The sequence below is a fragment of the Lentzea aerocolonigenes genome (genome assembly GCF_000955955.1).
GTDB classification, from domain to species: domain Bacteria; phylum Actinomycetota; class Actinomycetes; order Mycobacteriales; family Pseudonocardiaceae; genus Lentzea; species Lentzea aerocolonigenes_A.
Map to the genome: position 1 here is coordinate 1 of NZ_JYJG01000043.1, position 11,599 is coordinate 11,599.

13 protein-coding genes are annotated in these 11,599 nt (G+C 69.2%); 8 read left to right on the forward strand and 5 right to left on the reverse strand.

Annotation, left to right across the window (positions count from 1 at the left end):
* Both UK23_RS08255 and UK23_RS08260 read right to left on the reverse strand, forming a co-directional pair.
* Window positions 1–1,086 carry an IS630 family transposase gene (locus tag UK23_RS08255; protein WP_045310805.1) on the reverse strand — a complete coding sequence of 362 codons (1,086 nt, stop codon included), beginning with the start codon at window positions 1,084–1,086 and terminating at the stop codon, window positions 1–3.
* Window positions 1,087–1,127: 41 nt separating this feature from the next.
* On the reverse strand, window positions 1,128–1,691 hold the full coding sequence (locus tag UK23_RS08260; RefSeq protein WP_045310806.1) for a TetR/AcrR family transcriptional regulator: 564 nt from the start codon (window positions 1,689–1,691) through the stop codon (window positions 1,128–1,130).
* A 67-nt stretch (window positions 1,692–1,758) separates the two neighbouring features.
* Between UK23_RS08260 and UK23_RS08265 the strand changes: the two genes are divergently transcribed.
* Complete coding sequence (locus tag UK23_RS08265) at window positions 1,759–2,250, forward strand: FBP domain-containing protein (RefSeq protein ID WP_045310807.1); 492 nt, start codon at window positions 1,759–1,761, stop codon at window positions 2,248–2,250.
* 11 nt (window positions 2,251–2,261) lie between these two features.
* Here the strand turns inward: UK23_RS08265 and UK23_RS08270 are convergent, their stop codons facing one another.
* On the reverse strand, window positions 2,262–2,438 hold the full coding sequence (locus UK23_RS08270) for a hypothetical protein (RefSeq protein WP_156212948.1): 177 nt from the start codon (window positions 2,436–2,438) through the stop codon (window positions 2,262–2,264).
* Window positions 2,439–2,593: 155 nt separating this feature from the next.
* Between UK23_RS08270 and UK23_RS08275 the strand changes: the two genes are divergently transcribed.
* The 4 genes from UK23_RS08275 to UK23_RS08290 all read left to right on the forward strand — a co-directional run bounded on the left by UK23_RS08275 (window position 2,594) and on the right by UK23_RS08290 (window position 5,184).
* Window positions 2,594–3,148 (forward strand): RNA polymerase sigma factor, encoded by a 555-nt coding sequence (locus UK23_RS08275; protein ID WP_045310809.1) that lies wholly within the window; start codon window positions 2,594–2,596, stop codon window positions 3,146–3,148.
* On the forward strand, window positions 3,145–3,552 hold the full coding sequence (locus UK23_RS08280; protein ID WP_045310810.1) for a hypothetical protein: 408 nt from the start codon (window positions 3,145–3,147) through the stop codon (window positions 3,550–3,552). The genes UK23_RS08275 and UK23_RS08280 overlap by 4 nt, the downstream gene beginning before the upstream one ends.
* A gap of 122 nt (window positions 3,553–3,674) precedes the next feature.
* A complete protein-coding gene (locus UK23_RS08285; RefSeq protein WP_045310811.1) occupies window positions 3,675–4,031 on the forward strand; it encodes a hypothetical protein in 357 nt (118 codons plus the stop codon).
* 106 nt (window positions 4,032–4,137) lie between these two features.
* The gene (locus UK23_RS08290; protein ID WP_045310812.1) at window positions 4,138–5,184 is read left to right on the forward strand and encodes a M4 family metallopeptidase; all 1,047 of its coding nucleotides are present in this window, start codon (window positions 4,138–4,140) and stop codon (window positions 5,182–5,184) included.
* Between the two features lie 183 nt (window positions 5,185–5,367).
* On the opposite strand, the gene UK23_RS08295 is transcribed toward UK23_RS08290, so the two are convergent.
* Together UK23_RS08295 and UK23_RS08300 are read right to left on the reverse strand one after the other, a co-directional pair.
* Window positions 5,368–9,105 carry a TIR domain-containing protein gene (locus UK23_RS08295; protein WP_045310813.1) on the reverse strand — a complete coding sequence of 1,246 codons (3,738 nt, stop codon included), beginning with the start codon at window positions 9,103–9,105 and terminating at the stop codon, window positions 5,368–5,370.
* A 129-nt stretch (window positions 9,106–9,234) separates the two neighbouring features.
* Complete coding sequence (locus UK23_RS08300; RefSeq protein WP_045310814.1) at window positions 9,235–9,993, reverse strand: NAD(P)-binding domain-containing protein; 759 nt, start codon at window positions 9,991–9,993, stop codon at window positions 9,235–9,237.
* Between the two features lie 32 nt (window positions 9,994–10,025).
* Between UK23_RS08300 and UK23_RS08305 the strand changes: the two genes are divergently transcribed.
* Genes UK23_RS08305 through UK23_RS08315 form a run of 3 tightly spaced genes read left to right on the forward strand, consistent with a single transcriptional unit; the run spans window position 10,026 to window position 11,577 of the window.
* Entirely contained in the window at window positions 10,026–10,388 is a 363-nt protein-coding gene (locus tag UK23_RS08305) for a hypothetical protein (RefSeq protein WP_045310815.1), read from the forward strand.
* Between the two features lie 56 nt (window positions 10,389–10,444).
* Window positions 10,445–11,044, forward strand: coding sequence for a DsbA family protein (locus UK23_RS08310; RefSeq protein WP_045310816.1), 600 nt, complete (start codon window positions 10,445–10,447; stop codon window positions 11,042–11,044).
* Window positions 11,041–11,577 (forward strand): vitamin K epoxide reductase family protein, encoded by a 537-nt coding sequence (locus UK23_RS08315; RefSeq protein ID WP_045310817.1) that lies wholly within the window; start codon window positions 11,041–11,043, stop codon window positions 11,575–11,577. Before UK23_RS08310 ends, UK23_RS08315 begins: the two co-directional genes overlap by 4 nt.
* Window positions 11,578–11,599: the final 22 nt, after the last annotated feature.

Genomic DNA, 11,599 nt, shown 5'->3' on the forward strand with positions numbered 1-11,599 from the left:
CTAGTGTCCTGAGTCATTAATTCGTTGGCAGTAGGCGGCGAGCGACTCGAGGATCTGGTCGGCGGTGCGGGTCCAGACGTATGGCTTGGGGTTGGTGTTCCACTGCTCGATCCAGCCGCGGATGTCTTTCTCCAGTGCCGTGACCGAGCGGTGGACGCCTCGCCGCAGCAGTTTCATGGTGATCTCGGCGAAGAAGCGCTCGACGAGGTTGAGCCAGCTGGAGCTGGTCGGGGTGAAGTGCAGATGGAACCGCGGATGCTTGAGCAGCCACGTTTTCACCGCTGGTGTCTTGTGGGTGGCGAGGTTGTCGAGGATGACATGGACGTCCAGTTCGGCGGGCACGTTCTTGTCGATGGTGCGCAGGAACGCCAGGAACTCTTGGTGCCGGTGTCGGCGTTTCACCGCGCTGATGACCTGGCCGGTCGCGATCTCCAGAGCGGCGAACAGGCTAGTGGTGCCGTGCCGGATGTAGTCGAAGCTCTGTCGCTCGGGCACGCCAGGCAGCATCGGCAGTACTGGTGCCGAGCGGTCGAGGGCCTGGATTCCGGTCTTCTCGTCCACGCACAGCACGACCGCCTTCGCGGGCGGGTCGAGATACAGACCGACGACGTCGCGGACCTTGTCTACGAAGAAGGGGTCTTTGCTGATCTTGAACGTGTCGACCCGGTGGGGCTTGAGGCCGAAGGCTCGCCAGATTCGTGACACCGCGGACTGCGTCATCCCGGTTTGCTGGGCCAGCGAGCGGGTCGACCAGTGGGTGGCGTTCGTCGGGGTGGTTTCCAGTGTCGTCACCACGACCCGCTCGACCTGATCGTCGCTGATCTGCCGCGGGCGGCCCGGTCGCGGTTCGTCGGACAGGCCGTCCAGCCTGTCGCTGACGAACCGCGACCGCCACGTCCGCACCGTGTTGCGGCTCAACCGCAACCGTTGCGCCACTTCGGTATTCGAGCCGCCCTCCGCGCAGGCGAGCACGATCCCGGCTCGCATCGCCAACCCCTGCGCTGTCGTCCGGCGCCGCGACCAGCCCTCCAAGATCCGACGTTCCTCGTCGGACAGGACCAACGGCACCAACTTCGAACTCGGCATCGACCAAGCCTACGGTGCACAAGAACTAACGACTCAGGACACTAGGGCCAGGCGCGCAGCAGGGAGTCGAGCGCGTCGAGGGCGCGGGTCCACGACGCCTCGACCCCGCGCGGATGACTGTGGAACGCCCCCGCGCGCTCCAACGACACGTAGCCGTGGAACGTGCTGTGCAGCAACCTCACGGCGTCGGTCTGGTCCGGCTCCCACAGGTCGTAGCCGCGCAGGATCGCCCGCGTCATCTCGGCGTGCTTGCTCGCCGCGCTCAGTGCGGCCGTGTCCGGGTCGAGCACCATCTGCGCCGCCGCGTACCGGCCGGGGTGCTCGTGCGCGTACGACCGGTACGCCTGGGCGAACGCCACCAGCGCGTCCTTGCCCGAACGGCCGGCCAGCGCGTCCGACACCCGGTCCGCCATCTCGGCCAGCGCCAGCACCGCGAGGCGCACGCGCAGGTCGTGGGCGTTGCGGATGTGCGAGTAGAGCGACGCGTCCTTCACGCCGAAGTGCCGGGCGAGCGCGGACACCGTCACGTTCTCGAAGCCGACCTCGTCCGCCAGCTCCGCGGCCGCCTGCGTGAGGCGTTCGGCGGTGAGCCCCGCGCGTGCCATCCGTCACCCTTCCTAGAGCCCTTAATGATTTGCCTAGGACCTCTAGGTAAGCCTAGCGTCCCTGGTCATGAAGCCGCTGACCGAACCCGACATCCGCGCGTCCTTCGTCAATTCCACCAAGGGCGAGGCGAAGCGCATGCACGTGCCCAGGGATCTCGCCGAACGCCGGTGGGACGACCTGGACTTCCTGGGCTGGCGCGACCCGGCCGCACCCGACCGCGGCTACTTGGTGATCGAGCTGGACGGCAAGCTCGTGGGCATCGCGTTGCGGCGCGCAAGCAGTTCCGGCAGCGCGCGCAAGACCATGTGCGCGTGGTGCCTGACCACGCATTCCGGTGACGGGGTGTCGTTGATGACCGCGCGCAAGGCCGGGAAGTCCGGGCAACTGGGCAACTCGGTCGGCGTCTACGTGTGCGCCGACCTGGAGTGCTCGCTGTACCTGCGCGGGAAGAAGAGTGCGGGACCGGGGTCGCGGTTCAAGGAGTCGATCACGCTCGACGAGCAGGTCGACCGGATGGTCAACGGCGTGAGCGCGTTCCTCGATCGCGTGAACTCGTAGGGATCAGGGCATCAGAGCTCGAGCACCAGTTCGGCCGTGCACGCGCGGGCGCACGGCCACGGGTCGCCGCACTCGGTGCAGCCGGTTGCCGCGGGCAGGTGCGTGTCGAGCACGTGCACCGCGCGGCTGCGGTAATGCTCCAGGTCAGACTCCCAGTCGTGGTGGGAGGACGCGGTCGCACTGGTCATGGTCATCAGTCCTCGGGTAGAGCTGCTGGACATCAGCATGCACCTGAGACGCCGGTTTGTGACGCGCATTACGCCAAACAAGACCGTGTCCGTCCAAATTCAGACAAGTGGGTGGAGATCCGGATCTGGACGGGCGCGCGCGGCATCATGTCCACATGGACATCCCAGCGCTGGTGGCCGCGGCCGCGCGTGGTGACCAGAGCGCGTGGGACGCCCTGGTCAGGCAGTTCAGCGGGCTGCTGTGGTCGATCGCCCGCGCCTACCGCCTGAGCGATGCCGACGCGGCCGACGCCGTCCAGTGCACCTGGATCAAGCTCGTCGAGCACCTCGACCGCATCGCCGAACCGCAACGCCTCGCCGGCTGGCTCTCCACCACCGCGCGGCACGAGTGTCTGCAGCTCATCCGCAGGTCAGGCCGCCTGCCGGAGCCCACGGAGGAGGTCGACGAGTCCCCCGACCCCGCCCCGGCCGTCGACCACGAGCTGCTCGAAGGTGAACGCGACGCGGCGCTCTGGCGGGTCTTCGAACAGCTGCCGGAACGGTGCCGGCGGCTGCTGCGCGTGCTGATGGCCTCGCCGCCGCCCGCGTACGCCGACGCCGCGCTCGCCCTGGACATGCCGGTCGGCAGCATCGGTCCGATCAGGCAACGCTGCCTCGGCAAGCTGAAAGCGCTGGTCAGCGGTCACTCACTGCTGGAGGAGCGGTCATGAACGACGACGACTTCCTCGACGTTCTCAGGGCTGCGGCCGAGGAGTTCGACCCGGTTCCGGCTGGCGTGCTGCGCGATGCGAGCGCCGCGCTGGCGTTGCGGACCCTCGACGCCGAACTGGCCGAGCTCGCCGAGTCGGAGGCACTGGTCCGCGGCGACGGTCCGCTCACGCTGGCGTTCGAGTCGGAGCGGGTCACGGTCAGTCTGGAGATCAACGACTCCACGGTCCGGGGGTTCGTCACCGGTGCCGAGGGCGAGGCGGTGGTGGAGACGCCGCGGTCACGCCGTTCGGTGGCCATCGACGGCGGCTGGTTCACGGCGACCGAGGTGCCGCCCGGGCTGGTGCGCATCCGGGTGACAGCGGACGACGGCACTCCCGTCGTCACGCAATGGGTTCGGCAATGAATTTCGGCGATCCCCCTTCGGTGAATCCCGCACGCACATAGTCTCTGCGTACTACTGGGGACTAGCGATATCGCGATATGTCCGGTTTCGCGGTATCGCTGCGAGATGAGGGAATATCCGAATTGAGCACATCACTGGGGAAAGTCCTGACTGGAGCCGCGGCGGCCGCGGCCCTGCTGTGCGCGAACGCATCCGCTGTCCAAGCCGCACCCGCACCCCTCTCGTCGGACGGGTTCTGGGCGGGCACCTGCCAAGCCGGGCGTGCCTGCATCGAGGCCAGCACGCCGCCTCCGTACAAGTGGTGGAACTTCGACGGCTGCTACTTCCACACCTTTTACCTGCTCCCTTCCAAGGGCACAGCGCACGGGAACGCATTCCGCGTCACCTACCAGGACGACAAGTGGGATGACGTCGAGCCGTGGACCACCAGGTGGCTGGACGCGCGCAACGAGACGAAATACGTGTACGTGTACTGCTGATTGATCTGGTCACGGCGTCCTGCTGCCCGCAGCGGGACGCCGTGTATTTACCCGCCGTGCGGCCCCTCCTCCACTGGTACAAGGGGAACCAGGAGGGGGAAACACCATGGTCTGCTTCATCCTGCCCGCGCATCTGCTCATCGAGCTCGCGGAAGCCGGCAACGTCGACATCCGCGACACCATCCCGACCCTGCTCGCCTCTGCGGCCCTGCGCACCCAGCGCGACACGCTCACCGAGGCCGTCCAGTTCCTCGACCTGAACGCGGGCCAGCTGCGCGGCCCCGCCAGCGAGTTCAAGGCCGTGCACGACGTCCAGGGCGGCGACGAGCGCAACCTGCCCGGCGTCATGCGCCGCAAGGAAGGCGACGGCGCCAACAGCGACCCGGCCGTCAACGACGCGTTCGACAACGCCGACCGCACCTACGACTTCTACCGCGACGTCCTGGGCCGGCACAGCGTCGACGGCAACGGCCTCAGGCTGGTCAGTTCCGTCCACTTCGGACGCGGCTTCGACAACGCGTTCTGGGACGGCACGCAGATGGTCTACGGCGACGGCAGCGGCAAGGTCTTCCAGCCCGGCGCGCTCGCCCGCGACGTCTCCGTGGTGGGCCACGAGATCACGCACGGTGTCGTCCAGTACACGGCGGGCCTGCGCTACCGCCAGCAGTCCGGCGCCCTGAACGAGTCCTGGGCCGACGTCTTCGGCTCGCTGGTCAAGCAGCACGCGCTCGGGCAGTCAGCCGACCAGGCCGACTGGCTGATCGGCGCGGGCATCCTCGGCACGCAGCTGCAGGGCGTCGCGCTGCGGTCGATGAAGGACCCAGGCAAGGCCCACCAGCTCGACCGCCAGCCGGCCCACATGCGTTCGTACGTCGACCTGCCCGACGACGGCAACCCGCGCAACGACAACGGCGGCGTGCACATCAACTCCGGCATCCCCAACAAGGCCTTCCACCTCACCGCGACCCGTCTCGGCGGCAACGCGTGGGAGCGCGCGGGCAAGGTCTGGTACGACGCGCTCGCCACGAAGCTCCGGGTGAACTCCGACTTCGCCGAGGCGGCGGCGGCGACCGTCGCGTCGGCGCAGGCCCTGTTCGGTGCCGATGTCGCCAACACCGTCCGGTCCGCGTGGAACGACGTCGGCGTCAGCTAGCGAGTTCGGTGTGGATCGTGTCGCGGGTGTCCTTCTGCTGGGTCTCGCGGTGCGGCGTCACGAGATGGACGACTTCGTCCTGCGGCGCGGTTGGTCAGGTTGATGGCACGCAGGCGAGCTCGTATCGTCCAGCCATTGCCCGCAGATCAACCTGAAAGCATGCTGTTCGGCGCGCTTCCAAACTCACGGACACGTCTCCCGGTACGGCAGACCGGGCACGAGCTGGGGCCACTCCTGTTCGGCCAGACCCTCTCCCAGGATCTCGCAGGCGATCTCGAAAGGCTTGTCCAGCATGGAGGTCAGCGGCCTCAGGTCCCACAGCCGAACGCCGTCCGACACGTCACCGGTGGCGAGCGTCGTGCCGTCCGGGCTGAACGCCAGCGGTCCGCGGGCGCGAAACCTCAGCGGCGGCCCGAGCTGACGTGGTGTGAACGGGTCGGTCATGTCCCACAGCAGGACGGTGCCGTCGGGGCTGCCCGTCGCGAGCAGTCTGCCGTGCGGGGCGAAAGCGAGCTGTGCCGCGGCAACCGGCATCGGCTGCCCGACGCGGGACACGCCCTGGGTGTCCCACACGAGTGCGGTACCGCCGGACCCGCCCGCCACCAGCACGCCGCTGTCGGGAGAGAAGGCCACCGCGGCGGCGCCGGAGACGTTGCCAACCATCGGGTCGGGGACGCTTCCCGGTGCGAGGAAGTCCCATCCTCGAACAGAACCGTCCGTGCTGACTGTGGCGATCTTGCGGCTGTCCGGTGAGATGGCGGCCGCCGCGACCTTCGTGTCGTGCCCTCGGAGGAACCTGTCGCGCCGGGCAGGGTCGCGCGAGGACCACAGCGTCGGGACGTTGCCGGTATCGCCCGCGGTGGTCGTCAGGAAGTAGTTCCCGTCCGGAGAGAACACCGTGAGCACGGTCCAGTACTCCAGCTGGTGCTTTTTCCGGGGATGTCCTGGGTCCGTGACGTCCTGGAAGGTGTTGCCCGCCGCGAGAACGCGGCCGTCCGGAGCGAACGTGACCGCTGTCGGCTCGTGCGGCGAGATGCCGGTCAGCGGCTCGCCGAACGGTGTGGCCGGGTCGTGCGGCCGCCACAGGGTGACGCGGTCGTCACCGCCGACGGCGAGGGTCGTCCCGTCCGGGCTGAACGCGAGGCTGCGCACGTCTGCGTCGAACGGCTCTCCGATCGGGGCCGGGCGGAACTTGCCGGTGAGGTCCCACAGGGTGTTCTCGACGGCGAGGCTGTGGCCGTCCGGTGAGAACGACACCGAACCGGCGGTGATGGCGGGCGGGGTGTCGGCGACCCGCCTCGGTGCCAGCGGGTCGGTCACGTCCCACATCGCGGTGCCACCGAGGCCACCGGTGATGGCAAGCGTGCGGCCGTCCGGTGAGAAGTCGAGGGACTTCGTCGACTCGGACCCGGCCAGCCGCGCGGACACGGCGCGTGGATGATCCGGATCGGACACGTCGACGAGCACGACACCGTCGTCGCCGGACACCGCGGCGAGTCCGCGCACTGGTGAGAACGCCACGTCCCGCAGTGGAGCTGTGCCGACCGGCAGCCGACCTGCCGGCCGCGGCTGCTCCGATCGCGTCACGTCCCACAGACTCTCGCCTGCCGCCAGGAGCTCGCCTCCTGGGGAGAACGCGACAGCGTTGATCTCGCTCGCACCGTCGTGGTGGAGGTACCAGCCGAGCAGATGAGTCCGGGTGGGATCAGAGATGTTCCACAGTCGTGCGTCGTGCCGGTTGGCGGTCACGAGCGTGGTGCCGTCATTCGTGAACGCCATGTCCGTGATCGGCTGGAACTCCCCGCTCAGCACCGGACCGATGCGATGCGGTGTGGTCGCCGTCAGGTCCCAGACGAGAATCTCGCCGCTGCTGTTCGCGGTGGCCAGCGTCCGGCCGTCCGGTGAGATCGCCACTTGTCGCAGCCCCATCCCGTCGACGGCGAGCCGGTGTTTCAGGCGTGGCGGGCCCGGTGCTGAGGTGCTCCACACGGTCACCGAACCGTCGGTGCCGACACCCGCGAGCAGCCTCGCGCGGCGGGCATGCACGACCCGAGTCTGGCCTGGCAGGGCACCCCGGTAGCCGCTGTTGGCCAGCGTGTGCCGGACCACGGCGTTCGCGGAGGCGTTGCCGGGGGCGATCCGTCCCGCGGCGACGCCGAGTGCCAGCGCGGCCCAGGGAGCTACGGAGGTGAAGGTGCCCGCCTGGGTGATCAGCTGCTGGGCGACGGCGGCGCGCTGGCGTTGCTCGGCTTCCGACTGGCGGTCCTGGGCGATGAGCTGGCGGTTGTAGGCGATGGCCGCGCCGGCCAGCGCGATGACCAGCAGGACCGACAGCACGGTCACAGTTCGCCTGCGCCGGTGCCTGTCGTGGCGGACGCTCGCGTGGAGGAAGTCGTCGGCGGTGGCGGACAGGTCGACCCGCGTGACGTCCTCGCGGGCCACGTGCAGGTGGGCGCCCTGCCACAGTCGCGAGGGCGGTCGCCCGGCCGCGGTCCACTCGGTCGCGGCCTGTTCGAGGGCACCGCGGGTGCGCAGGGCCGCCGCGTGTTCGGTGATCGCCTCGGCCAGCGGCGGCCACTCGGTCAGGAAGGCCTCGTGTGCGACGCCGAGGACGACCTCGCCCGCGATCGTGTCGGTGGTGACCAGGCGGCGGGTCACGAACTCGGCGAGCTCGGGGAACGAGATGCCGGGCACGTGGCGGCGGGTCGGCCGGCCGCGTTCGTCCACGGTGACGAGCGAGAGCAGTGCGGCGAGCACGTCCGGCGCGGTCCGGCCGGTGGTCGCGGCGAGCAGGGCCGCGTCGGACTGCGCGAGCAACGCGCCCCGCACACCGCCCAGCGCGTCGTACCGGGCGGAGGAGAGCCTGCCGCCGCGCCGCACGCCGTCGCTGAGCTCGGCGAGGGTGAACGCGAGCAGTGGCAGCGCGGTGCCATCACCGGTGTCGTCGATCAGCCGGGACGTGAGGTGCTCGTCGATCGCGATGCCGGCGATCTCGGCGGGCCGTTCGATGATCTCGCGCAGCGACTCCCGGCGCAGTGGCGTGACGGGGTGGACGCGGCCGCACAGGTCGGCGAGGTGTGGGTCGGACAGCAGCTCGGTCAGGTACTCCGGGCGGATCGTGCACACGAGGTGGGCGTCCGTGTCGCGCAGCCGGCCCGCGAACTCCCTGCGCCGGTGCACGTCGGACAGCGTGAAGACCTCCTCGAGCTGGTCGATCACGAGTAGCGGGCGGTGCGACGGGGTCTGGGCGAGCACGTGGTCCAGCGCGCTCACCGGGTCGTGTCCCGGCATCACGACGGGCAGTGGGAACACGCCGGGGACACCGGTCATCGCGGGGATCAGGCCTGCCCGCACGAGCGAGGACTTGCCGCAGCCGGACGGGCCGACGACGAGCGTGCCGCCGTTGTCCTCCTGGACGAGCCCGACGAGTTCGGCGACCTCGCGGTCACGGCCGAAGAAGACGCGGTGGCGGTCGACGTCCAGCGGCACGAGGCCGGGGAACGGGGAGCGGCCGTCCGGCCAGTGCGGATCTCCTGCCGCGTCGATCTCCCGCAGTGCCCTGGCGATGCGGGCCCTCGCCTTGGCCGGGTCGGCGAGGTCGGTGTGCTGGATCTCGTCGAGCAGCGGGTGGACGACGGTGCCGGGCCGCAGAGGCAGGATCCGGCTGCCCAGCATGCGCGCCGTGTCGAGCTCCGCCGTGCACCACGCCGAGGCGAGGTAGTCCGTCGTGATCACGCAGAGCAGCGCGTTGGCCCAGCGCAGGCGTTCGTGCAGGCGGCGCACCCACTCGTCGCCGACCGCGATGCCGGTGCGCGGATCGCGGTCGAGGAAGACCTCGTGGCCGTCCGCTTCGAGCCACTCGTGCAGTTTCGCGGCCAGTGCCAGGTCCGGGCTCGCGTAGCTGACGAACACCTTGGCCACTCAGGTACCCCCGTTCGGGCACGAATGGTAGTCGGTCAGCTCGGCGTGCACAGTGGAGGACCTGGACGCGTTGGTGCAGGACGTGCTGGAGGCTCAGATCTGATTTGTGCGCACCTCCCCCCGGATGTCCTAGTGCCTCAGGACGGCCAGCAGCCCGTCGAGTGCATTCCGCAAGGCGTCGGAGTTGGTCGCGTCGAACCACGTGGTGCGGATGCGCTCGTTGCTCCCGCCCACCGTCTCGTGATCGGCCGCGAGCTGCGACAGAGAACGGGATTCGTCGCTCAACGACCGGCCAACCCCCTGGAACAGTCCCCGGATGTACCGATCCGCGTCCTCGGGAGCGATTCCCTGGCCCGAAGCCCACGAGGCGAGCGTGGCGAGGTAGGCGTAGTGGGTGGTCAGAGTGCCGCTCAGCGCGGAGAACACGTCGAACGCCGCCTCGTCCGCGACGGGCAGCGCACCGCCCAGGCGGTCGAACAGGGCGTTCACCACCGGATGGGACGGGTGGACGACCGTGACGGACTGGCGTTCGCGCACGGCCGGCAGCGGAATCGCCCGGACGACCGGTGCGTCGGTGGCCAGCAGCGAGCGCAGGTCGGCGTTGGACACCCCGGCCATCACGTTGACCACGAGCTTTCCGGAGACCTCCAACCCTGCCAAGGCCTCGTGACGGGAAGCTCCGCGCACCGCGATGATCACCAGGTCGGAGTTGTCCACGACCTCCTGGTTGGAGCCGCACACGTGCACTCCGGGGTACGCGGACGCCAAGGCTGCGGCCGTGGCGGCGTTGCGCGGGGACAGGAAGATCGGCGAAGAGCTGTCTTGGCGCAGGCCCGCCACGAGTGCCCGGCCGATCTCGCCCACCCCGATGATGCCGACTCGCTCCATGTCGATCAGCGTAGGTCGCTACTCTGGATCACGTGACCGGCGCCTCGCGAACCCGTGCGTACCTCGCGCGCGTGTTCGCCGTGCTCGCGCTGGTGGCCGGGGTCGCGATGATGCAGGGCACTCCGTGTGAGACGGAGTTCGCCTGGACCGCGCAGTGTCCGACGTCGAGCACCCACGTGGTGGCCCACTCCGACCTGGCCGATGACGGCGGGTTGCTGGAGGGCATTCTCGTCGCGGGCGCGTGTCTCGTGGTGGCGCTGGCGGTGTTGATCGGGTTCGCCGTGCTGCGGCGGGCCCGGTCCGTGCCCGCGCACCTCATCCCCGCACAGGTTTGGTCTCGGCCTTCACGTCGGCTGGAAGTACGGCTGGCGCAGCTCTGCGTGCTGCGCACATAGACCGCTCGTCGGTCGCCAAGCCCACTTCCCAGCCTTCGTCGGAGGTTCTACGAGTCATGTCCAAAAACGCTCGCCTGTCCCTGGTCATCGTCGCCGTCGTCGCGGTGGTGGTCGCCGGTTTCCTGCTGTTCTCCCGCAACGACACGACCGCCGCACCGCAGTCCGTTGACGGCAAGGTGACCGTCGTCGAGTACCTCGACATGGAGTGCCCGTCCTGCCGTGCCGCGTATCCCGGCGTGGAGAAGCTCAAGAGCGAGTACGGCGACCGCGTCACGTTCGCGGTCAAGCACTTCCCGCTTCCCATGCACCGCAACGCCGAACTGGCCGCGATTGCGGTCGAGGCCGCCGACGCGCAGGGCAAGAAGAACGAGATGTTCAAGGCGCTGTTCGAGTCGCAGCCGGAGTGGGGCGGGCAGCAGACGTCGCAGCGCGCGAAGTTCCTGGACGTGGCTCAGCAGCTCGGGCTCGACCCGGCCGCGTTCGAGAAGGCGCTCGACGACTCGGCGCTGCGCGACAAGGTGCTGGCCTCGCGCACTGAGGGGTCGAAGCTCGGGGTGCAGGGGACGCCGACGTTCTTCATCAACGGCACCAAGTTCAGCGGCGCGCCCAGCTACGACAACCTGAAGACGGCGATCGACCGGGAGCTCGCGAAGTGAACCGGATCGTCGCGTGGGTGCTCGCGGCCGGCGGGTTCGTCGGCCTGGTCGCCTCGTTCGTGCTGACGGTCGAGAAGATCGCGCTGCTCAAGGACCCGTTCTACGTGCCGACGTGCAGCATCAACCCGGTGCTGAGCTGCGGCTCGGTCATGAAGACCGCACAGGCCGAGGTGCTCGGGTTCCCGAACCCGCTGCTCGGCATCGCCGGGTTCGCGGTCGTGACGACGGTGGGCGTGCTGCTGCTGGCCGGCGTGGAGTTGCCGCGGTGGGTGTGGATCGGGCTGCAGGCCGGTGTCACCGCGGGCGTGCTGTTCGTGCACTGGCTGATCTTCCAGTCGCTGTACGAGATCGGCGCGCTGTGCCCGTACTGCATGGTCGTGTGGGCGGTGACGATCCCGATCTTCTGGTACACGACGCTGCGCAACGTCCGGCCGGGCTTCCAGTTCCACAGCGTGGTGCTGATCCTGTGGTACCTGGTGATCGCGGGCGGGGTGCTGCAGGCGTTCTGGTTCTACTGGTCGACGCTCTTCTAGTAGTACTTCGTCAGGTCGCGCT

Coding starts and splice junctions, on each gene's coding strand:
- UK23_RS08255 (WP_045310805.1), bottom strand. CDS start 1,086: ATGCCGAGTTCGAAGTTGGTGCCGTTGGTCCTGTCCGACGAGGAACGT.
- UK23_RS08260 (WP_045310806.1), bottom strand. CDS start 1,691: ATGGCACGCGCGGGGCTCACCGCCGAACGCCTCACGCAGGCGGCCGCG.
- UK23_RS08265 (WP_045310807.1), top strand. CDS start 1,759: ATGAAGCCGCTGACCGAACCCGACATCCGCGCGTCCTTCGTCAATTCC.
- UK23_RS08270 (WP_156212948.1), bottom strand. CDS start 2,438: ATGACCAGTGCGACCGCGTCCTCCCACCACGACTGGGAGTCTGACCTG.
- UK23_RS08275 (WP_045310809.1), top strand. CDS start 2,594: ATGGACATCCCAGCGCTGGTGGCCGCGGCCGCGCGTGGTGACCAGAGC.
- UK23_RS08280 (WP_045310810.1), top strand. CDS start 3,145: ATGAACGACGACGACTTCCTCGACGTTCTCAGGGCTGCGGCCGAGGAG.
- UK23_RS08290 (WP_045310812.1), top strand. CDS start 4,138: ATGGTCTGCTTCATCCTGCCCGCGCATCTGCTCATCGAGCTCGCGGAA.
- UK23_RS08300 (WP_045310814.1), bottom strand. CDS start 9,993: ATGGAGCGAGTCGGCATCATCGGGGTGGGCGAGATCGGCCGGGCACTC.
- UK23_RS08310 (WP_045310816.1), top strand. CDS start 10,445: ATGTCCAAAAACGCTCGCCTGTCCCTGGTCATCGTCGCCGTCGTCGCG.